Source organism: Xenorhabdus littoralis (assembly GCF_033949345.1).
Taxonomy (GTDB): Bacteria; Pseudomonadota; Gammaproteobacteria; order Enterobacterales; family Enterobacteriaceae; genus Xenorhabdus; species Xenorhabdus littoralis.
This window is the reverse complement of record NZ_VCDP01000075.1, coordinates 1-586: the sequence shown is the minus strand read 5'-3', so window position 1 is coordinate 586 and position 586 is coordinate 1. Positions and strand designations below refer to the sequence as shown.

Below are 586 nucleotides of genomic sequence, written 5' to 3'. Positions count from 1 at the left end.
GAACAGGCCACCCCGGTTGATGCTGTGCCGGTGCCGGAAAAGCCGGATACACCTAAAGCGGATCGGGTTCGGGCGCCAGACAGGGAATCGAACCCGAGCATAATGTCTCAACCCGTCACGGATGCGGTGCAGGCGCCGGAGACAACGCGCACTCCGGTCGATAAGACACCCGTGCCTGCTCCGTCTTCCCGAAACACTCCGGTGCTCCCGCCTTATCAGCCGGATAGTCCGTCTGATAAGGCGCTGTCTGAGCCTGAAGCTGACGATCTCCACTTTGCCCGGACCGGGCTGGAGCCGGTCAGTTCAGTCTGGCACATTTCCCCGATGCAGGACGATATCGAGCATCTGCAAAATATGGCGTTTCGCCTGGCGTTTGAACTGGCCGAAGTGATGGGCTGTGACCGTGATTTGCTGCCGGTATCGGATGAACGGTCGGCGGGATTTTGCCTGATTGACGGGCCGGATGTTCATCCTTTTTCGTGTTTATTGCACTCCCTGACCGGGGAAATCTCGACTGACCGTCATGAACTGACGCTGACTGCCGTTCTGCTCGGCACCGCCGGACGGGAGGCGGTGCCATTACTGG

Annotated in this window: 1 pseudogene; it reads left to right on the top strand. The window is 59.6% G+C overall.

Annotated features, from left to right (window positions below):
* Positions 1 to 126: 126 nt before the first annotated feature.
* Positions 127 to 586 (top strand): annotated as a pseudogene (locus FE394_RS16350) (ParB family protein); the annotation flags it as partial.